Origin of the sequence: Gluconobacter morbifer G707 (assembly GCF_000234355.1) — a bacterium.
GTDB classification, from domain to species: domain Bacteria; phylum Pseudomonadota; class Alphaproteobacteria; order Acetobacterales; family Acetobacteraceae; genus Gluconobacter; species Gluconobacter morbifer.
Window position 1 is genome coordinate 478,641 of sequence record NZ_AGQV01000001.1, and the last position, 20,094, is coordinate 498,734.

The window sequence follows — 20,094 nt, forward strand, 5'->3', positions numbered from 1 at the left end:
GTTTGAGCGAGGTTCTGCATCTGACGCTGGACGGGTATGAAGGGCCGCTTGACCTGCTTCTCGAACTTGCCCGCGCTCAGAAAGTGGACCTAGCGAAGATTTCCATCCTCCAGCTTGTCGAGCAGTATCTGGCCGTGGTGGAAAAGGCCCGGGCAGAAGCCCGGAGCCTGAGGCTCGAACTTGCGGCGGACTGGCTGGTGATGGCGGCATGGCTGGCGTGGCTCAAATCCCGCCTGCTTCTCCCGGCCGAAAATCACCCTGAAGATGCGGAAGAAGCCGCCGGTCTGCTACAGGACCGCCTGATCGAACTGGAACAGATGCGAGAGGCCGCCCGGTGGCTCGGCGATCAGCCGCGGCTTGGTGTGGATGTCTTTCGTCGCGGGCAGGAGGAAGATCACACCGAAATTGATCGATCCGGTCTGAAAGTGGATATGTCCGCCCTGATTACCGCTTATCTGGCCGCCCGTCGTCGTACGGCGCGCAAGCGTGTTTATGCTCCCCGTGTCCGGCGATACTGGAGCGTACAGGATGCGCTGGGGCGTCTTCGGCACATGCTCGGCAGTAACGCCGTCCGGAACTGGCAGACCCTGACTTCCCTGCTGCCGGAAACGCTGGAGGGGGGTGCGGATGGTCCTTACGGACGTAATGCCGCGCTGGCGGGAACCCTTCTGGCGGGACTGGAAATGGCCAAGGGTGGTGCTCTCGAACTGCGGCAGCCCGAGGCCTTTGCCGAAATCGAATGGCGTGTCCTTTCATGAATGACAGTGGTCTGAACCGGGCTTCCCTGCTGGTGGAAGCCCTTGTTTTCGCCAGTCCGGAACCTGTAAAGGTCTCGGCCATTGCCGAGCTTCTGAAAGTGCAGGGTTTCGAGCTTCCGGTTCCTGATGTTCTGGCTGCGGTTCAGATCCGCTACGCCAGTCATGCGATCGAACTGGTGGATGTGGCGGGAGGCTGGCAGTTCCGGACCCGTCCGGATTATGCCCAGGCGCTCGTCAGGGTGATCGAGAAACCCCGCCGGCTGAGCCGTGGTGCCATGGAAACACTGGCCATCATCGCCTATCACCAGCCCTGTACCCGAGCGGAAATCGAGGCCATCCGTGGTGTTTCGCTGGGGCAGGCCATTCTGGACGCTCTTCTCGAAGATGGCCTGATTGCTCCGAAAGGCCGCAGGGAAGTGCCCGGTCGTCCGGTCCTCTGGAGCACGACGTCGACTTTTCTGGAAAGTTTTGGCCTGCCCGATCTGGGTGCATTGCCCCGGAGAGAGGACTTCCTGCTTGATCGCGCGCCCACGGAAGCTGCGCCGGACGCTTCTTCCGCCGTAGGCGGGGGCGTGGAGAAAGGCTAGGATCGCGGCATGTTTGATTTCAGTTTCTCGGAAATTGCGCTGCTGGGCATCGTGGCGATGGTGTTCATACGCCCGCAGGATCTGCCGGTCGCGATCCGTACGCTGTCCAATGCCGTCAAATCCATGCGGCGCATGGCGGCGGAATTCCAGTCCCATGTCGATGACATGGTCCGGGAAGCGGACCTTTCTGAAACCCGGAACCAGCTTCGGGATCTGAAAACCTTCAACCTGCGTGACAGGGTCACGAAAGCCATCGACGGTGACAATACGATCCGCCGCAGCCTTGAACTGGATCCGTCTTCTGCGCAGCCGCTTTCCAGCCCGGCTGGCCTGCCGAAAGTGCCTCCACCCCCGCCGCCTCCACCCCCGCCATCATCCCTGATGGATCTGGAAACGGTGCCCTACAATGCCCGCCCCCGGATGAGGGCGGATGAATGTCCCAATGATGACGTGAAGGAGGTGCCCTGCGTCTTGCCACCCACCACGGCAAGACGCCTTCTGCGGGAGCGCTTCCGCTGGCGCGCGCCGGACATCCTGCCGCCTGTCCGCGCCCTGCACCATGGACACCGCGTCGCCATTGCGAGCAGGAAGGAAAAGGAATGACGGAGTCCGACAGCATTCAGGATACCCCTATGCCCCTGCTCGAACATCTGGTCGAGCTGCGGCGGAGGCTGATCTGGTCGATCGTGTCTTTCGTGATTGCCTTCGCCATCTGCTATCATTTTTCCGGAGACATCTATCGCTTTCTCGCCGCTCCGCTCGGACGCATCATGCGTCAGCAGGGTGAGCAGCCCCACCTGATCTACACCGCGCTGTACGAGGCGTTCTTCACCTATATCCGTGTCGCGGTTTTCGGGGCAATCTGCCTTTCTTTTCCGATGATTGCCATACAGGCCTGGATCTTCATTGCCCCCGGCCTGTACCGGAGCGAGAAAAAGGCTTTTGCGCCATTTCTGATCGCCACGCCGATCATGTTCCTGATTGGCGCCGCCTTAGCTTATTACGTGGTCTTTCCTTTCGCATGGCAGTTCTTCCTGTCCTTCCAGAACAGCGGGCAGGGAACGGGCGGCATGCAGATCGAACTCCAGGCCAAGGTCTCGGAGTATCTGACGCTCGTGACGCGGATGATCCTCGCATTCGGCATCTGCTTTGAACTGCCTGTCGTCCTGACGCTGCTGGTGCGTGTCGGGCTGGTCGGCGTAGCCCAGCTCAGGAAATTCCGGCGGTATGCCATTGTGGCGTCTTTCGCCGTGGCGGCCGTAATTGCGCCACCAGACGCCATCACGATGCTGAGCCTCGCCATTCCACTCGTCGCGCTGTACGAGGTGTCCATCCTGATGGCGCGGCTGGTTGAGCCGAAGCCGTTGACTGAAGAAGACTGACGGAGCCCTGAACCATGCATGACCTGAAAGCCCTGCGCGCCGATGCGGCCGCTTTTGACGCAGCTCTTGCGCGTCGGGGCCTGTCACCCGTGGGCCAGATGCTCATCACGGATGATGAAGAGCGCCGCGCCGCCCTTGCCGCCCTTCAAGAGGCACAGGGCGTACGCAAGGCGCTGGCCAAGGAGATCGGTCAGCTCAAGCGCCAGAAGCTGGACACGGCCGATATCGAGGCCAGGGCTGTCCAACTTCGGGACCAGATCAGTGAACTGGAAGAACGCGCCAACAAGATCCAGGCGCGGATCAATGATGTGCTCGTCTCCCTTCCGAACCGGCTCGACCCGTCCGTGCCGGATGGAAAGAGCGAGGATGACAATGTCATCATTCATTATCGTGGGGAAAAGAAAGATTTCCCTTTCACGCCGAAGCAGCATTTTGAACTGGGTGAAGCTCTCGGGCTGATGGATTTCCCGACGGCTGCCAAGCTGTCCGGGACGCGTTTCGTTGTCCTGCGGGGCGCATTGGCTCGACTGGAACGGGCTCTCGGCCAGTTCATGCTCGACACGCATACGGGCGAGTTTGGCTACAGTGAGACGAGCGTGCCGCTTCTGGTCAATGACGAGGCGATGTTTGGCACGGACAAACTGCCGAAATTCGCCGAGGATTCCTTTCGAACCGAAGATGGTCGCTGGCTGATACCAACGGCCGAAGTTCCGCTGACGGCCTCTGTCATGGGAGAGATCCTTCCGGTGGATGCCCTGCCAATCCGCCTGACGGCCCTGTCGCAGTGTTTCCGTTCCGAGGCCGGATCGGCGGGGAGGGATGTGCGGGGTATGCTGCGTCAGCACCAGTTCACGAAATGCGAACTTGTTTCCATCGTGAAGCCAGAAGACAGCGAAACCGAGCATGAGCGCATGACCCAAGCTGCCGAGACGGTGCTCGAACGTCTCGGCATAGCTTTTCGCCGCATCCTTCTCTGTGCAGGTGATACGGGCTTCGGTGCCGCCAAGACGTTTGATCTTGAAGCCTGGCTACCGGGACAGGGGGCATGGCGCGAGATTTCCTCATGTTCCAACACACGCGATTTCCAGGCGCGGCGCATGAATGCCCGGTACCGCGCCGAAAACGGACCTGCATTCGTGAATACGCTCAACGGCTCAGGTCTGGCTGTCGGACGTACGCTGATCGCCCTGATGGAAACGTATCAGAACGAGGATGGCAGTATCACCGTCCCTGAGGTTCTGCGTGGCTACATGGGCGGTCTGACCCGCATCGGCTGAGGAGCTTTCGTCATGATGATGCATCATCGTCTCGCACTTGTCCTGCTGGCCGGAGGGCTGATCGCCGCTCCGGGCGCATGGGCCGACACTGTGAAAATCCTGCATGGATCCGTTTCCTATCGGGAGCGCATGGCGCTCCCGCCTGGGGCTGTCCTGTCCGTACGGCTGGAAGAGGTTAGGCCCAACGGAGAGACGGAAAGTGTGCTGGCCGAAAGCAGTGCACCCATTGCCCGTGCCATTCCGATTCCCTACACCCTGACCTATCATGCTCCTCCTGCTGCCGGAGCTTACAATCTCCAGGCGCAGATCGTGGTGGACGGGAAAATCCTGTTTCAGAACACCGACCGTCATCCACTGAGTCAGCCCGATATTCTCGTACATCGCGTCTCCAGTACTGTGCCTGAAGCTCCTTACGGGGCATGGCGTATCCAGTCCCTGGGCGGCCACAGCTTCCAGACGCTGGCGGATGGACCGGGTCTTACCCTGCAAAAAGACGGAACCGTCTATGGCACGGACGGCTGTAACCGTCTGATGGGGCGTTTCCGTCTTCAGGGCAAACAACTCACATTCCTGCCCTTCGCCATGACCCGTAAGGCCTGTAGTCCGGCTCTCATGAAGCAGGAGCAGGAAATCAACACGGTCCTGTCAAAAGTAAACCAGTGGTCTCTTGAAAAGAACCGGGAACTTGTTCTTCGTTCGAAAGGAGATACATTTGGTATTGTTTTGATTCAGCAGGACCCGAACTGAAATTTTCCCTGAGTGAACAGGGTTTACCTGTCTGATACATGACAGGAAAGGTGTTGTTCACAATTTCTGAAATTCTTTGCAATAGACTTTTGTTTTTGCGAAAAAGAAGGAATATTCTGCGGGAAAAGCCATATTCATGGCAAAGATGACCGGGCAGCCTTCCGACCGGTTTCTTGTAGTCAGGAGGGTATTTAATGACAGAAACATTCCGCTTCGGAGTTGGACAGATATGGTCCCCTGTAGACGCGGCTGAAACATTCCGCGAGATTGTGACGATACAGGCCGAAGTGCTACACTTCAGGGTAGGAAACCATCAGGAAATCATGACGGCGACGGAAGTTACTTTCGGAGCCTGGATCAGACAGACGAATGCAGTTTTGAAAAAAGAAGCAGCTCCTCCCGCGACTCTTTCACCTGGTCTTGAACTTGGCCGGCGCATTCGTCTCCTGCGGGAAATGGTCGGATTCAGCCAGCAGCAGCTCGCGGACAAGGTTGGCATTTCCCGTTCCGCTGTTGCGTTCTGGGAAACCGGTCGTTCAGGGCATGTCGGCAAGCATCTGGGAACGCTGGCAAAGGTGCTCGGCGTGGAGCCGGAGGTCCTGCTGACGGGCATGGCTTACAAGGCAATCCAGGCGACCCTGACGCCTGATGAGCATACTTTCCTGAATCTTTACCGTCAGCTCGATCCTTTAATCAAACTTCAGGCCCAGAAATGGATTGAACGCCGGGTTCGCCAGAAAGACGAAGCGATGGCATCCATTGCGCCGAAATCTCCCAAGGAAAAAGCCGGCTGAACCGGCTTCAGGAGCGACCTTTCCGTCCGGGAGGTCGCTTTCCTTTTCCGGGGTAGGGGCGTTTGCCAGTAGCATGCCGCGGTGATGTGCTTCTGTCTTTCTGACGAAATCCGCCGCGTTGCTGCTTCTGGCTTTCACGCATCCGGCTTTGCGTCCGCAGGACCTGTTCGATCCAGTCATTCAGGATGGATGTGTTGATTTCCGCATCATCCCGCGCCGGATAGGCCTCCGGGAAACGCAGCGCCAGCCAACGCCAGGCCACAAGCCGTTTGTGCCGTTTTTCCGCCCGTTCCAGTTCTTCCCGTCCGGCTTGCTCGGGATGGGGCAGGCGGCCAGTGCCCGGAGGCGGGACGCGTCGACCGGCCGCGTGGTCCGCAGCCCACTGCACCAGCCTCTGGATGCCGTTGTCCCGCTCATCAATGGGGCACATGGCGTAGGTCCAGCGCGTGGACAGATCGAGATCTTCCACACCCTCCAGAGCTGCGGCAATTTCGAGCGCCTGTTCCATGTCGGCCAGACGGTAATTCGGATCATCCGGACGCAGCACGGCCCGTTTGATCCGGGTCAGTACACCGTAAAGACTGTCACTGCCGATCTCCTCCGCGACGGCCCGTACGATGTCCGAGTCCGGCTGGACCAGCGGGCGCAGTTCCGTGACCGGCTCGGGAGGCGCGCTCAGCATCCGGCGGACGAAAGCCGGGCTGCCACCTTCCGCCAGAACGCAGACAAGGCCCTGTTCATGCTTGCCATACCGTCCGGCACGACCGCCGATCTGCTTGACCTCCTGGGAGGTGAGGTCGCGGGTCTGACGGCCGTCGAACTTACGCAGGGAACTGAATACGATCCGCCGGATGGAAAGGTTGAGCCCCATGCCGATGGCATCAGTGGCGACAAGGATATCAGCTTCACCCGCGTTGAAACGGGCCGCCTCGGCGCGGCGGACCTCCGGACTGAGCGCCCCGTATACAACCGCGACGCGCCGGCCGCGCGCCATGAGTTCGGCGCGCAGGTCCAGCACTTCCCGGCGGGAGAAGGCAATGACTGCGTCGCTCGGCTGCAGTTCACTCAGATGCAGAACACCATCGGCCTTTAACGGGCTTTTACGTTCCAGATGGATCTCATCCACAGGATCATCACAGAGCTCGGCGATCTGTCGGACCAGTGGAATGCAGTCCGGTGCACCAAGAACGAAGACGTGTCGGGCGGGGACACCCATGATGGCGGCTGTCCAGGCGGCTCCACGGTCCGGATCAGCTAGCATCTGAGCTTCGTCGATGATGGCTACATCCACAGGGTTATGGAACGGGCACATCTCTACAGTCGCGGCCAAATGCCGGGCACCGGGCATCTCGATGCGTTCTTCACCCGTTGAAAGGGAGGCAGGAACGCCCCGCGTAAGAAGAGACTCGCGGAATTCATGCGCCAGAAGGCGCAGCGGGGCGAGGGCCAGACCGCTCTCGGCGTTGGCCAGCGCATTCAGAGCCGTATGGGATTTGCCGGAATTGGTCGGACCGGTGACAAGCGTGATGCGACGCTTCAGTGCGCGTGCGGTACGGAAATGGGCGGCGAACCGGTCCAGTGCGGCCACGCGCGCAATGGCCGCGTTCCCGGCTCTGGTGCCGGGATCGAGGACCTCCGGTCTGTCCTGCCTGCCCGAGCGCCACTGGGGAAGGAGCGGGCGGAGCTTCTTCAGTTCAACGGGATCGAAGAAGAACAGCTCGATCCCGTCCGCCTGCGTTTCGCGCCGGGCGACGGGCAGCCGGTTTTCCGCGATCCACCGCAGGACTTCACGGCGGGAACAGTGCAGGATGGCGGGAATATCCTCGAAGCCAACCAGCGTGGCTTCCCAGTCCTGTAGCCGTCTCAGTTCACGGGCGCGGCGCGCTTCCGCGCGAGACTGGATATCCGCCTGTTCGCGGGCGCGTCGTTCCTCGGCGAGGCGCAGGTCGTCCTCGAAGCCGAGATCAACGCTCCCGAAAGCAGCGGCGATGCTGCGGGACAGACGCTCGATCTGCCTACTGGACAGGATGACGCCCGTATCCGTCAGGTCGGCCCGGACATCCTCCAGCACAGCTCGGGGCGAATCGCCCATGTCCTGCCAGCGTTCGGTCAGCACCTCTTCCAGCGTGGCACGGAGCGTATCCATGTCGGCACGGGGATCATGGGTCCGGGCCGCTGCATCCTGCGTGTCCGCTTTCGTCACCCAGACTTCCCCCGCACGACGGGCGATATTCATGAGCTGTGAGGCCCAGCCTTTGCGCCGGACAACGCAGAGCGCGTCCAGAAGGCTGTCATGCGAGAGGGTCGCATCCGGACCTTCCAGACGTCGTGTTACCTGCCGAAGCAGGGCAGGGCGTTCGCGGGTGGTGATGTCGAGCGGGACGCCAAATTCTGCTTCAGCGCGGGAAAGGGCGCGTTCGGCGGGCGAAAGAGGGGCGTCGGGCATGGAGTCGTCAGTCATGGAAGTGTTGTGCGTCATTCCGGTTTGCGCTTCAACGGAGCCGGAAAGAGACATGGGTTTCCCGCGAGCACGGGATTGGTCTAAAAGGGCCGACCATTATACAGGTCCAAGACCTGTTATCCGTGCGCAACCGGAGACAGAAGACAAAAATGTCCACCCCTACCTATGCTGCCCCGACTCCAACACTCGATGAGCCCCTGACCGGTCTCGTTCCGTTCGAAGGTCATCCAAAAGAATACCGGCTGGCACAACCCAGCAAGGAATATGGCCATCTGTATCCAGCCAAGGTCCTGACGGTCCATCACTGGACGGACCGTCTGTTCAGCTTCACGACGACCCGTGATCCGGGCCTGCGTTTCGAGAACGGCCAGTTCACGATGATCGGCATCGAGGTCGAGGGCAAGCCGCTGCTGCGGGCGTATTCGATCGCTTCCGCCAATTATGAAGATCACATGGAATTCCTGTCCATCGCCGTTCCGGATGGTCCGCTGACCTCCCGTCTGCGGCATGTGAAGGTCGGGGATACGGTGCTGATCGGTCGCAAGCCCGTCGGGACGCTGCTGCTCGACAACCTGAAGCCGGGCCGGAACCTGTATTTCCTGTCCACCGGAACGGGTCTGGCGCCGTTCATGAGCCTCATCAAGGATCCAGAGGCCTACGAGCGCTACCAGAACGTGATCCTCAGCCATACGGTCCGTATTTCCGGCGAACTCGCTTATGAGAACCATATCCGTCATGAACTGCCGGAGCATGAGTTCCTGGGTGAGTATACGAAGGACAAGCTGCGTTACTATCCGGCCGTGACCCGTGAGGACTATCAGGTCACGGATCGTATTACGACGCTGCTCGAGAATGGCAAGATCTTCCGTGATCTGAACATCGATGAACTGGATCCCGAGCATGACCGCGTCATGATCTGCGGTTCGCCGGAGATGCTGGCCGATACCGAGAAGCTGCTTGTCAGCCGTGGTTTCACGGAAGGCAACATGAGCACCCAGGGTTCTTACGTGGTCGAGAAGGCTTTCGCGGAGCGCTGAGGACAGACAGGCACGAAAGGCCGGGACATGCAGGAATTCGATCTTTTCGTCATTGGCGCCGGATCGGGTGGCGTACGCTGCGCGCGTATTGCCGCCCAGAACGGAGCGCGCGTGGCTATTGCCGAGCGTCGCCACTGGGGTGGAACCTGCGTCAATCTCGGCTGTGTGCCTAAGAAGCTGATGGTTTACGCAGCGGATTATGGCCGCGAGATCGCTGACGCCCCGGCATATGGCTGGGACGTGAAGCCGGTTGCCCATGACTGGCGCACGCTGATCGAGGCCAAGGACCGTGAAATCACGCGCCTGAACGGCATCTACGTCTCGATGCTCCGAAAAGCCGGTATTTCGCTCTTCACCGGGAATGCCCGGTTTGTCGATGCGAATACGATCGAGATTGGCCCGTCGCTACTGGCGCCGGATGAACCGGTCATACGTGTGAAGGCAAAGCGGATTGTCGTGGCACCCGGTTCCACGCCGGTCAGGCTCGATATTCCTGGGGCGGAACATGCGATCGTCTCTGATGACGCTTTTCATCTTGCCGCGCGCCCGGAGCGGGTGGCCATTATTGGCAGCGGATATATCGGCGTTGAATTTGCAGGAATCTTTGCCGGGCTGGGCTCGAAGGTTGATCTCGTTTACCGCTCGGATCTGCCCCTGCGGGGTTTCGATCAGGAAGTCCGTTCCCATCTGGCCGAACTGCTGCCCCTGCATGGCATTGCGGTTCATCCCTCCCGGACACCCGAGCGGATTGAAAAGGAGACTGACGGTTACCGCCTGCATCTGGAAGGCGGTGATGTCATTGAAACGGACTGCGTTTTCATGGCGACCGGCCGTCGCCCCAATATTGACGGTCTGGGGCTGGACCGCGCCGGTGTGCGGACGAAGGATGGCCGTATTCCTGTCAGTGCGGAAGAACCGGCTACCAATGTCCCGAACATTTACGCCATCGGCGATGTGACCGATACCTACAACCTGACCCCGACGGCCATCGCGGAAGGACACCTTCTGGCCGAGCGCCTCTATGCGCCGCAGGGGCGGGACTGGTCCTTCGGGACAACCCCGAAAGCCGTGTTCTTCTCATCGCCTGTTGCCACGGTCGGGCTGACGGAAGAAGAGGCGGCAGAACAGCACGCTCTTGATATTTATACATCCAGCTTCACGCCCATGCGCCAGACCCTCTCGGGCCGCAAGGGAAAAGCATTCCTCAAACTGGTGGTGGATGCGGACAGTCAGATCGTGCTGGGTGCTCACATGATCGGTCCGGACGCGCCGGAAATCATACAGGGCCTCGCCATCGCCGTGACGACCCGTCTGACCAAGCGTGATTTCGACCGGACGATTGGCCTGCATCCCACCAGTGCAGAAGAATTCGTGACAATGCGAACCCGGACGAGGCATATACCCCGACATTCCGATAGCAAACGGTAATAGAACGGCAGGCTGGAGTCGCCTCTTCCCGGAAATGGAAGATAGGAGACCAGGCCGGGAAATCTTGAGAGGCAGGTAAAGGCGTGAAGTTGGGTTGGCTCTTGGCTCCGTCCATTACGTCATTCATGTTCGCCCTGCGAACGACGGCCGCTGCTCTTCTGGCACTGGGCATCGCTTTCTGGATGGAACTGGGAGAGCCTCAATGGGCCGCCATGACCGTCTGGATCGTGGCCCAGAATTCCCGCGGGGAAAGTATTTCCAAGGGCCGGTGGCGACTGGTCGGAACCGTGGTCGGCATGGTGGCAGCCATCACGCTCATGGCGCTCTTCCCCCAGTATCCATGGCTGTTCCTGCCTGCGCTGGCCATCTGGGTGGGGCTCTGTGCGGGGCTGGCGACCCTGACGCACAATTTCCGGGGTTATGCGCTTGTTCTGGCAGGATACACCTGTACGATCATCGCCCTTGGCGCGGTCAATGACCCGGATCATGTGTTCAACATCGCAATGGCGCGCGGCACCTATATCTTTCTGGGTGTGATCTGCGAAACCGCGGCTGGAATGATCTTCCTGCCAAACGTGGCTCAGCGGGCGCGGGAAGAGCTGCGCAAACGGCTTCAGACGGTTCTGTCCAATGCTGTTGGAGGTCTGACAGACGTTCTGCGGCAGAAACCGGGTGCGATTGATCGGCTTTCAACCCTGCTGGGCTCCCTTCAAGCTTCCAGCGACCAGATCGAGTTCAGCCGGATCGAAATCCGGAGTGCAGGCAACGAGGTCGAGCACGCCTATGTGACACTCGGCCTTGTGGCACGTGTTCTGTCCCGTGGGCTGGGGCTGCGGACCCGCATCACGTCCGTGACCCATTTCCCGGACGCCTTGCATCCGCTGATGGAAGATATGGCCAAGGCGCTGGATGGTCTTCCGGAACGGTTGCAGACAGACCGGCGCGGTATTGCAGCGCTCGTTCAGGTCGAGGCGCTTCTTGCGGAATGTCGCGGACGGATGCAGGCCATTCTTCCGAGAAATGACGAGGATTCCCTCAATGAGGGCATTATCCTCACGGGTGTGGAAGTTATGCTGTCCGACCTGTGCGAAACGCTGCGTTCTTACCGGGCCAGCGTAGATGGCGCCCCCATCTCGGAACGACGCCATCTGACCCGCAATGCGGACTGGCGCGCTTCGACCCGGAATGGTATTCGCACAATGGCGTCGCTTCTGTTCGGAGCCTATGTCTGGGAAGTCACGGCATGGCCGCAAGGTAGCGTCTTCCTGACTTTTATCGCCGTGGTCTGCGCGCGTTTTGCAACATTCGAGAACACGGTCCTGCTGAGCGCCAATTTCTTTTACGGCGCCGTCTGGGCCGCGCTGGCAAGCGTCATTCCTGTTTTCATCGTCCTGCCCGTGACGTCCAGTTATACGTTCTTCTGCCTGGTCGTTGGGTTCTTCATGATGCTGGGGGGACTTGCTTCACGCAATCCATCCACAGCCGTTCTTGCAGCATCTTATGGAACGTTCTTTCCCTTCCTGCTGGGACTGGGAAATGCGTCGCGTATTAACGAACTGGGCTGGTTTAACACAACTATGGCTCTTCTGGCGGGACTGGGAGCCGGTGTCATCATCTTCCGTGCCGTCCTGCCCTTCACGCCGGCCCGGGCAGGCGCCGTCCTGCGGTACCAGCTCAAGCGCAGCCTGCGTCGTCTGGCTCTGCCGGGCGTTTCCATGGACGAATATGTCTGGATCAATGAGGGCACGCAAAGCATGGAACGCGCGGTCCGCTTCGCTGGGTCTCTTTCGAGCGAGAGGGCGGAAGCCATGCTTCGCGGTACGCTGTCCGTCCTGACGGTTGGGCGAAATGTGCTGATGCTTCGCAAACTCGCCCAGCATGGCAGTCTGCCTGAATCAGCCGTGGCGGCAGTGGATGGAATGGTCCGCAATCTTCTGCGTCGGACCCTACCGCTTACCCATACGGCGGCGACGGTCGATCCGACCCTTCAGGAACTTTACGATCTTGAACGGCAGTCACAGGACCCGTCCGTCCGGCATGACCTCGTTCTGGCCATCGGTTCCCTGCTTATCGTGCAGTCCGAACTGCCGGCCAGCAGGGCATTTCTACGGAACGCCGAGGCCTAGAAACCTCTTCCCAGGATAGGGAAAGAGGTTTCAGAGAGATCAGGATGCCAGAAACTTTAGCAGGTCCGCGTTCAGTTTTTCGGCATGGGTTATGAACAGTCCATGGGGTGCGCCGTCATATTCGATATAGGTGGCTCCCGGAATGGCATCCGCCGTCCTGCGTCCTGACAGGTCGGAAGGCACGTTGCTATCTCCGGTGCCATGGATGACGAGCGTGGGAACGGTAAAGGCCTGAAGGTCTGCCCGGAAATCCGTCGTGCCCCATGCATCCACGCAGTCCAGCGTCGCCATCGGGCTGGCCATGCAGGCCAGCATGAACGACCAGTCCAGTACACCCTGACTGACCGGATGGCGCAGCACACCCATACCGTAGAGATGAGGGATGAAGTTTTTCAGAAAGCCGAAACGGTCCTGACGGATTTCCTGTTTCATCCCATCAAAAATGGAAATGTCCAGCCCATCCGGGTTGTCGGCGGTTCGCAACAGAAAGGGGAGAACGGAAGAGACAAGCACCGTTCTGGAAACGCGGGACCGTCCATGGCGGCTCAGATAACGGGCGACTTCACCGCCACCCATTGAAAAGCCGACAAGCGTTGCATCCCACAGGTCAAGCTGTTCGAGAATGACGGCAAGGTCATCCGCAAGTGTGTCATAATCATAACAGTTGATCGGATGGCCGGAGAGCCCGAAGCCACGGCGATCATACGTCACAACCCGATATCCAGCTTCGGCGAGGGCAAGTGTCTGTTTTTCCCACATATCCCCGGTCAGTGGCCAGCCGTGGATCAGGACGACGGGCCGCCCCTGACCCATGTCCTTGACATGCAGGGCGGTTCCGTCGGTTGCGGTAATGTGTGGCATGATGCAGGCTCCTTCACGCGGGGAAAGCTGTCCTGAGACCGTCTTTTCCCCTGTCTGTCGGGAGCACAAACCCCCTTAGGGGCGTTTGGTTGCCTGCTTACCAGCCGTTTCCGCGAGGTGCCACCCAGCCATTGCCGGTGGCATCGCCCAGTTCGCCCGACTGGGTGTTATTGCTGTTCTGGTAGGAAGACCCGAACTTGGAGAGGTTGGCACCGGTATTGCGGTCCCGCTCAATGGAGGCTTCATGATCCGGGTCCGGACCGTGTTCCAGTTCGGTGGATGGCGCATCCTGATAGCCGGGAGGCAGGGAACGGTGGCCGCGCGCCCGGAAATGTTCACCACCACTGGAGCGGGAAGCCGAGTTGGACTGGCCGTTGGTGCCGAACTGAGGTGACGATTCATACGGCTGGCCGAAGGTCGTGCTCTGGGCAAGGGCGGCCCCAGTCAGCAATGCACTCGCCAGCAGGGCGTGACAGAAAAAACGGGATGTGGACAACATTGAAAATCCGGTCCTTGGCCGATCAGGAAACAGGGCTGGCTCCCTGGCACGTTATGGCCGGCGGAAACCGTGTGGACATTTTCATAATCGGCCTGCTCACGCGCAGGTTCAAGAGGTCTTTTTCAGGGAAGGTTCCGGTTCATGGATGATCTGTTCGCGGCCTTCCGGTCGCCGACGCAGCTAGGAGAGGGTGCTGTCTGGCTTCCCGGCCTTGCCGAAAAGAGCGCGACAGCCCTTCTCGAAAATATTTTGCACATTGCGGCGAGGGCGCCGTTTCGCCGGTTTCTGACCCCTGGTGGCCGCTCGATGTCCGTGGAAATGACCAGTTGCGGTGCCTGTGGCTGGTATTCCGATCGGAGGGGATACCGTTATGTCCGGACCGATCCTCAGACAGGACGACCATGGCCGGATATGCCGCCATTATTCTGTCAACTGGCGCAAGATGCGGCTGGAAGGGCCGGGTTCAAGGGTTTCGATCCGACATCCTGCCTGATCAACCGTTATGGGCCAGGAGCGAAGATGGGATTGCATCAGGACCAGGATGAAGATTGCCCGCAGGCGCCGATCGTGTCCGTTTCGCTCGGTGTTCCGGCCCGTTTCGCGTTCGGAGGGCTGAAAAGGAATGATCCCGTCCGGCAGGTGGATCTGCTGCACGGAGATGTTGTGGTGTGGGGTGGTGCGTCCCGGTTTGCGTGGCATGGCGTCAGTCCGGTGCGTGAAACATTCCATCCGCAGACAGAAGCCATGCGATATAATCTGACGTTTCGCGCTATCAACCCGGCGTGTTTTCAGCCATAACCAGCGCCCCGCAATCCTGTTTTCTCAATCTACCGATCCGGAGGGCATCTGATGCACCCGTCGAGCCAGACCCAGACATCTTCCGACACGATGTCATGGTCTCCTGCAAGCTGGCGTTCTCGTCCCATCGTCCAGGCTCCGTCCTATACGGACGAGGCCGCGCTTGCTGCTGTGGAAGCTCGTCTGCATCGATATCCCCCACTCGTCTTTGCGGGGGAAGCCCGTCGTCTCAAGGCGCGTCTCGCCGCAGCGTCGCGCGGAGAGGCCTTCGTTCTTCAAGGCGGAGCCTGTGCCGAAAGTTTTGATGAATTCACGGCAGATATCGTGCGCGACACGTTCCGTGTTCTGCTTCAGATGGCGGTGGTGCTGACTTTCGCGGCAAAGGTTCCAGTCGTAAAGATCGGGCGTATGGCGGGGCAGTATGCCAAGCCCCGTTCATCCGACACGGAAACGCAGGATGGCGTGACTCTGCCGTGCTACCGCGGTGACATCATCAACAGCCCCGTCTTCACACCGGAGGCCCGTAGGGCGGATCCGGCCCGGATGGAAACGGCCTATTTCCAGTCCGCAGGCGTCATGAACCTCCTGCGAGCTTTCGCACATGGGGGCTATGCCAACCTGCATCAGGTCCATCGCTGGAATCTTGGTTTCGTGGAACGTTCACCGCTTGCCGCACGCTACAAGGATCTGGCGCACCGGATTGACGAGACGCTGTCCTTCCTGCGGGCCTGTGGCTTTGACGGTTCCGCCGCACAGATTGATGAGACGGAATTCTACACCTCTCACGAGGCTCTGCTGCTGCCCTATGAACAGGCCCTGACCCGGATCGACAGCACAAGTGGCGATTATTATGACTGCTCGGCCCATTTCCTGTGGATTGGGGACCGGACGCGCCAGCCAGGCGGGGCACATGTGCAGTTCCTGCGCGGCGTTCAGAACCCCATCGGCATCAAGGTCGGTCCGACCACTACTGTGTCCGATCTCGAAAAACTGCTGGAAATTCTCAATCCGCAGAATGAGGCCGGGCGCATCACACTGATTTCCCGCATGGGCAGGGATAAGGTGCGCGATCACCTGCCACCACTTCTGGATGCCGTGACGAAAACGGGCCGGACGGTGACATGGCTGTGTGATCCGATGCACGGCAACACGACGACGACGGTCAACAAGATCAAGACACGCTCTTTTGACAATATCCTTGGAGAGGTGCTCGGGTTCTTTGATGTATTCGAAAGTGCCGGTCTGCGTCCGGGCGGAATTCACCTGGAAATGACAGGTCAGGACGTCACGGAATGTATTGGCGGTGCCCAGTGTCTGACGGAGTCCGATCTTGGAAATCGCTATGAAACATTCTGTGATCCGCGTCTGAATGCTGAACAGTCTCTTGAAATGGCTTTTCTTCTCGCTCAGGAATTGACGGGACGAGCAGGAAAGAAAGCATGAATGAGTACTTCCGTCTTCCAGCATTCTCTTGACCATGCATCCGGTGTCCTCGGTCCGGTGGATAGGGACACCATCGAAAGCCGGACGGACGCCTATTTCGGCCGGACGCGCAAAATCGTCGAACATTTCGGGGACTGCGAGGTCACCTATGCGGTGTTCATTCGCCGCCCTGTCATCGCAGCCTGCGGTCTGGCGGTGGGGTGGCTGAAGAATGTGGCGAAGGCACAGGGTTTCGACATCCACTGCCAGGAAGTCTACGAGGAAGGCCAGTGGGTCGGAGCGGGTGAACCCCTCCTGTACCTAACGGGGCGTTTCTCGAAACTGGCACCGCTGGAGACGCTTCTTCTCCAGCGCGTTGGCGCCACATGCGTGGCAGCCCATAACGCCTATCAAATGTCCATGGCGCTTCCGACCGTTCCGTTCTTGGCCATGGATGCGCGGCACTGCGCTGGATACGAAATGCAGGAGCAGATGGCCTATGCCGCAGCCGTTGGGTCGCGTGCGGCACGCAAAGAGGGCGCGCGGGGATTCATTGGCAACGCCAATGACTCTACGGCCGGTTTCTTCGAACTGGATGCCGGGCTGGGTACCATGCCGCATGCCCTGATCGGTTATGCCGGTTCCACCCTGCGTGCGGCGGAAATGTATGACGCGGTTTACCCTGATGGGCCGCTGACTGTTCTGGTGGACTATTTCGGGCAGGAGATCACGGACGCGCTGGAAGTCTGTCGTCATTTCCCGGAAAAGGCCGCCGCAGGTAAGCTCAGCGTGCGGCTGGACACACATGGTGGCCGTTTCCTTGAAACACTGGACCCTCAATCCTCATATGCCGTTCTGGAGCGTCACACGCCGGGCACGATCCGTCGGTATCGTTCGGATCAGGAACTGCGCGATCTGGTCGGGACGGGGGTTTCGGCTGCTGCCATCTGGAGGATGCGGGAAGCACTGAACCATAACGGTTTCCCGCATGTGAAGATCATTGTCTCGTCCGGGTTCAATGTATCGAAATGCTCCACCATGTGCGAAGCCCATGCGCCGATCGACGTCATCGGCAGTGGTTCATTCATCCCGGACCGCTGGGCGGAAACTTACGGTACGGCAGATATCGTGGCTTATGACGGGCAACCCCGTGTCAAGATAGGCCGGGAGTTCCTGCTCCAGAAAATCCGGGATCGACAGGAGAGTTCATGACTGACAGTTCAGACCCATCCGGAAACACTGCGGCTCCCGAAAGCTGGAGCGTGCGGATCATCGACCTTTCAGGAGCGTCCGACAGCGGAGACGACACGGTGGAAGTCGTCAAGGATTTCATGGATCTGATGCATGCCAACGCCTATGCCCGCGCTTACGTGCGCGACAGTATCGAGCGTTGCCGTCGCGCCGGTGCGACTGACAAGGAAGTGCTGGAGGCTTGGTGGGCATTTGGTGAAAACGCCGAAGTGGTTGACGCTGGCGACGACGGCTGGAAGTCATCCACCGAACTGGAGGATTTCGCCGCCAATCCAGCTACGCCGATGGAGCGTGACTGGCGCGCCCTTGATCCGCGCCGCCTGGTGGATGAAGATGAAATCAACGGCCCGCCGGATGATGACGAAGACGACGCCAATCGTCATGAAGTCATCCGTCACTGAGATCCTGCATATCGCCGGAGGCTGACCTCCGGCGGTCCCTGTCAGGATTTTTTGCTCAGACCGGCATCCCGCCGGATGGCTTCAAGCATGACGACAAAGTCTTCGTCCCTGTATCCCGCGCTCATCGTTGCAAGCAGACGGTCCCGCGCGATGGAGGCATAGGGAAGGGGCGTGTCGTAATCTTCACCTGCCTTCAGAAACAGGCTGATATCCTTGTACCCGAGCGTTACGGGTGCGCCGCTTGATTTGTCGTAGGCATGGTCCACCATGAGCGATCCATAATTTTTGTGGACCGGGGCGTTGTAGAAACTGCCCGTCATGATTTCGAAAATCGTCTTCGGATCGGTGCCGGCTTTTTCATTGATGGCGAAAACTTCTCCCATCTGTTCGATGGTCGAGAAGATCATGAAGTTGAGCGAGAATTTGGCGAGATTGGCCTGTACGGGATTCTGACCAACGCGGAAAATGGTCTGACCGAAGCAGTTCAGCGCTGGAGTAAGCCGCTCAAGCGCATCGTCCTCTCCGGCCGCTATAACAAAGAGTTTCCCCGCCTCCGCTGCAGGCGGGCGTCCCAGCACGGTGGTGCTGACATAAGTCTGCCTGCGCTCTGCATGACCGTCCTGCAACCGGCGTGCCTGTTCCAGAGACAGTGTACTGCAACAGGCATGGATCGCCCCTGGTGCAAGTGTGTCGGCCAGACCGTTTTTCCTGAAAGTCATCTCCTCGACGGCGGTATCATCCAGCAGCATGGAGAACACGATGTCCGCGTTCCGCGCGGCATCTGCCGGTGTCTCCACAACCTTGGCCCCCCGTGCTGTCAGGGCTGCGGCCTTCTGTCGGGTACGATTATAGACGGTCAGATCGAAACCGTTCTCCAGTAGCCGTCCCGCCATGGCGTTTCCCATGGCACCCAGTCCGATAAACGCGATTTTCACGATGCTGCTCTTTCCGAATGTTCATTTCGACTGATCTGGCCCGATGACGGGGCAGCATGGTGTTCCGAACGGACAGAAACGCTTTCTGTTCCGTATCGTAAAAAGTGTTCACCTCTCCGGAGCAGGCAGGGGTGCCGTCCGGTACAGTGTAATTCTCAGCCCGCCATGCGGGACGGGCGCGGAAGGGGGCAGGAAGGGCAATCCCGTTGCCTGCGCAAGCCCGGACTCCGTAGTGATGATTCCGACTCTCCAGCCGGAGAAACGCGCCAGTAATGTCTGGCCGAGGGCGCGATAAAGGGGGATGAGCCTGTGCCGCTCGCCAATGCGGTTGCCATAGGGAGGGTTGACGATGACGAGCCCCGGAGGACCGGGCGGCGGTGTCATGTCGCTGACCGTGCCCTGTTGGAAGCGGGTGTAGTCGGCCAGCCCCGCGCGTTCGGCATTGGCCTGGCTCATGCGGATGGCTCCTGCGTCCCGGTCACTCCCGTAAAAGTGGTTTTCCGGAACACGGGTGCTCCTGACGGCGCGCATTTTCTCCCATGCATCGGCGTCGAAAGTTGCCAGCTTTTCGAATGCGAAGTGTCGTGAACGGCCGGGATTGAGCCGTGCTGCGATTTCCGCGGCTTCAATGACAAACGTTCCTGATCCGCACATCGGATCCAGAACCGGTTCAACACCATCAAATCCGCACTGGCGCAGCAGGAGGGACGCCATGCTTTCGCGCATCGGCGCACGGTTTACGGCTTCCTTATGGCCTCGCCGGTGGAGAAGCGCGCCGGAGGTATCGATGCTGACGGTACAGAGGTCCTGCTCGATCCTCAGGCGGACCGTTACCTCTGCATCTTCGGACGGGAGGGCACCGATCGTTTCGGAGACAGCTTTTTCGATTCGTTGTGCAGCTGCGCCCGAATGGTAGATTTTCGATCCCGAGCATGAGGCTTCGACCCGGAAAGGAACATCGGCGCGCAGCACCGTGCCCCATGGTACTTTCCGGGCTCGGGCGTCAAGCTGCGCGAGATGAACCGCGCGGAAACGGTCGATGCGTGCCAGAATCCGGCTGGCTCCCCGGATCCAGAGATTGGCGCGCCAGACTTCCGGCCAGCCGCCCCGGATGGTCACACCGCCGGCCGTGACACGCGGTGTCCTGAAGCCTTTGAGACGGACTTCGTCACACAAGGTCGGTTCAAGGCCTGGGGCCGTTGCCAGGAAGATTTCAAAGGACGCGTCTGTTGTCATGCCGCCTGCATGGCAGGGGTGACAGATAGGCGCAATGGCCGTCATCTTCTGCATCCGGTGAAGCACGATGCTTCCGACGAAAGAAGGTTATATT

At 59.7% G+C, this 20,094-nt stretch carries 19 protein-coding genes; 14 read left to right on the forward strand and 5 right to left on the reverse strand.

What is annotated here, in order from left to right:
* Positions 1 to 2 precede the first annotated feature (2 nt).
* The 7 genes from GMO_RS02125 (at position 3) to GMO_RS02155 (ending at position 5,545) form a co-directional block, all read left to right on the forward strand.
* Positions 3 to 758: a segregation and condensation protein A gene (locus GMO_RS02125; RefSeq protein ID WP_008850605.1), complete on the forward strand. Its 756-nt coding sequence runs from the start codon at positions 3 to 5 to the stop codon at positions 756 to 758.
* Entirely contained in the window at positions 755 to 1,345 is a 591-nt protein-coding gene (gene scpB, locus GMO_RS02130; protein ID WP_008850606.1) for an SMC-Scp complex subunit ScpB, read from the forward strand. Before GMO_RS02125 ends, scpB begins: the two co-directional genes overlap by 4 nt.
* Positions 1,346 to 1,354: 9 nt before the next feature.
* Positions 1,355 to 1,948 carry a Sec-independent protein translocase protein TatB gene (gene tatB, locus GMO_RS02135; protein ID WP_008850607.1) on the forward strand — a complete coding sequence of 198 codons (594 nt, stop codon included), beginning with the start codon at positions 1,355 to 1,357 and terminating at the stop codon, positions 1,946 to 1,948.
* Entirely contained in the window at positions 1,945 to 2,727 is a 783-nt protein-coding gene (gene tatC, locus GMO_RS02140; RefSeq protein ID WP_008850608.1) for a twin-arginine translocase subunit TatC, read from the forward strand. Before tatB ends, tatC begins: the two co-directional genes overlap by 4 nt.
* 14 nt (positions 2,728 to 2,741) lie before the next feature.
* Entirely contained in the window at positions 2,742 to 4,004 is a 1,263-nt protein-coding gene (serS, locus tag GMO_RS02145) for a serine--tRNA ligase (protein ID WP_008850609.1), read from the forward strand.
* A gap of 12 nt (positions 4,005 to 4,016) precedes the next feature.
* The gene (locus GMO_RS02150) at positions 4,017 to 4,751 is read left to right on the forward strand and encodes an META domain-containing protein (protein WP_008850610.1); all 735 of its coding nucleotides are present in this window, start codon (positions 4,017 to 4,019) and stop codon (positions 4,749 to 4,751) included.
* A 194-nt stretch (positions 4,752 to 4,945) separates the two neighbouring features.
* Positions 4,946 to 5,545, forward strand: a complete 600-nt coding sequence (locus GMO_RS02155) for a helix-turn-helix domain-containing protein (RefSeq protein ID WP_008850611.1) — start codon at positions 4,946 to 4,948, stop codon at positions 5,543 to 5,545.
* A gap of 7 nt (positions 5,546 to 5,552) precedes the next feature.
* Here the strand turns inward: GMO_RS02155 and GMO_RS02160 are convergent, their stop codons facing one another.
* Entirely contained in the window at positions 5,553 to 8,006 is a 2,454-nt protein-coding gene (locus GMO_RS02160; RefSeq protein ID WP_175282563.1) for a helicase-related protein, read from the reverse strand.
* A gap of 149 nt (positions 8,007 to 8,155) precedes the next feature.
* On the opposite strand from GMO_RS02160, the gene GMO_RS02165 reads away from it, so the two are divergent.
* The 3 genes from GMO_RS02165 to GMO_RS02175 all read left to right on the forward strand — a co-directional run bounded on the left by GMO_RS02165 (position 8,156) and on the right by GMO_RS02175 (position 12,597).
* Positions 8,156 to 9,043, forward strand: a complete 888-nt coding sequence (locus tag GMO_RS02165; RefSeq protein WP_008850615.1) for a ferredoxin--NADP reductase — start codon at positions 8,156 to 8,158, stop codon at positions 9,041 to 9,043.
* A gap of 27 nt (positions 9,044 to 9,070) precedes the next feature.
* Complete coding sequence (gene gorA, locus GMO_RS02170) at positions 9,071 to 10,471, forward strand: glutathione-disulfide reductase (protein ID WP_008850616.1); 1,401 nt, start codon at positions 9,071 to 9,073, stop codon at positions 10,469 to 10,471.
* Positions 10,472 to 10,554: 83 nt separating this feature from the next.
* Positions 10,555 to 12,597: an FUSC family protein gene (locus tag GMO_RS02175; RefSeq protein WP_040507360.1), complete on the forward strand. Its 2,043-nt coding sequence runs from the start codon at positions 10,555 to 10,557 to the stop codon at positions 12,595 to 12,597.
* A gap of 39 nt (positions 12,598 to 12,636) precedes the next feature.
* Here GMO_RS02175 and GMO_RS02180 read toward each other — a convergent pair whose 3' ends face one another.
* Both GMO_RS02180 and GMO_RS02185 read right to left on the reverse strand, forming a co-directional pair.
* Positions 12,637 to 13,458 carry an alpha/beta fold hydrolase gene (locus tag GMO_RS02180; protein ID WP_040507361.1) on the reverse strand — a complete coding sequence of 274 codons (822 nt, stop codon included), beginning with the start codon at positions 13,456 to 13,458 and terminating at the stop codon, positions 12,637 to 12,639.
* A 97-nt stretch (positions 13,459 to 13,555) separates the two neighbouring features.
* The gene (locus GMO_RS02185) at positions 13,556 to 13,957 is read right to left on the reverse strand and encodes a hypothetical protein (protein WP_008850620.1); all 402 of its coding nucleotides are present in this window, start codon (positions 13,955 to 13,957) and stop codon (positions 13,556 to 13,558) included.
* Positions 13,958 to 14,098: 141 nt separating this feature from the next.
* Between GMO_RS02185 and alkB the strand changes: the two genes are divergently transcribed.
* The 4 genes from alkB to GMO_RS02205 are packed head-to-tail and all read left to right on the forward strand — an operon-like array spanning position 14,099 to position 17,829.
* Entirely contained in the window at positions 14,099 to 14,755 is a 657-nt protein-coding gene (gene alkB, locus GMO_RS02190) for a DNA oxidative demethylase AlkB (protein WP_008850621.1), read from the forward strand.
* 51 nt (positions 14,756 to 14,806) lie between these two features.
* On the forward strand, positions 14,807 to 16,198 hold the full coding sequence (locus tag GMO_RS02195) for a class II 3-deoxy-7-phosphoheptulonate synthase (protein WP_008850622.1): 1,392 nt from the start codon (positions 14,807 to 14,809) through the stop codon (positions 16,196 to 16,198).
* Positions 16,199 to 17,389, forward strand: a complete 1,191-nt coding sequence (locus GMO_RS02200) for a beta/alpha barrel domain-containing protein (RefSeq protein ID WP_008850623.1) — start codon at positions 16,199 to 16,201, stop codon at positions 17,387 to 17,389.
* The gene (locus GMO_RS02205; RefSeq protein WP_008850624.1) at positions 17,386 to 17,829 is read left to right on the forward strand and encodes a hypothetical protein; all 444 of its coding nucleotides are present in this window, start codon (positions 17,386 to 17,388) and stop codon (positions 17,827 to 17,829) included. Before GMO_RS02200 ends, GMO_RS02205 begins: the two co-directional genes overlap by 4 nt.
* Positions 17,830 to 17,870: 41 nt before the next feature.
* On the opposite strand, the gene GMO_RS02210 is transcribed toward GMO_RS02205, so the two are convergent.
* Together GMO_RS02210 and GMO_RS02215 are read right to left on the reverse strand one after the other, a co-directional pair.
* Positions 17,871 to 18,764 (reverse strand): NAD(P)-dependent oxidoreductase, encoded by an 894-nt coding sequence (locus GMO_RS02210; protein WP_008850625.1) that lies wholly within the window; start codon positions 18,762 to 18,764, stop codon positions 17,871 to 17,873.
* A gap of 108 nt (positions 18,765 to 18,872) precedes the next feature.
* Entirely contained in the window at positions 18,873 to 20,000 is a 1,128-nt protein-coding gene (locus tag GMO_RS02215; protein WP_040507668.1) for a THUMP domain-containing class I SAM-dependent RNA methyltransferase, read from the reverse strand.
* Positions 20,001 to 20,094: the final 94 nt, after the last annotated feature.